1 pseudogene is annotated in these 583 nt (G+C 44.9%); it reads right to left on the bottom strand.

Annotated features, from left to right (window positions below):
- Window positions 1–119: 119 nt before the first annotated feature.
- A pseudogene (locus tag R7093_RS26760) lies at window positions 120–583 on the bottom strand (alpha-amylase); the annotation flags it as partial.

The following is a 583-nucleotide window of genomic DNA, read 5'->3' as shown; positions in this document are numbered from 1 at the left end:
GATGTCATCGACTTTCTTCGTGCCGAATGTTGCGTGAATGAATGCCAATAACGGCTTTGACGATTCAAATAAAAACGAGCTCCTATTGAGCTCATTTTTATTGTCTTCTGCCGCCGGTTTTATTTTTGCACCAATAACATGAACGACTTTGCCGGAACCTTCAGTTCTATCCCGGCTTTAACGCTTTGATCTGACATCAAATCGAACCAATCACACTCTGTCTTTAGCGATAGCGATTGTGCGCGCGTGGATTTGTTTAGCACTACAATACCTTTCTCTCCGCGTTTTAGCACTAGCATATCGTCATTCCCTTCCAGTACCGTCATTGATTCGCCATGAGTCACATTGTGGAACGCAATCATCTTCGCCATACGAGGATCATTCCAAGCGTCTTTCCATCTTGGCTTTCCGTTTTTGTTCTTAATGCCGCTGGTATCCAAATCGGTATAAACCAAAGGCACGCCGCCATCGCGACCAAGAATGTAGGCATAAGCGATCCACTCATCCTCTTCATCCATTATCAAATCGAGAAAGACGTCGTTGTTGGGAATATCATGCGTCACCACAAAAGTGATGGCTCGAC

This window comes from Vibrio sp. 1580 (assembly GCF_033340055.1).
This window is presented reverse-complemented; position numbering and strand designations above follow the sequence as displayed.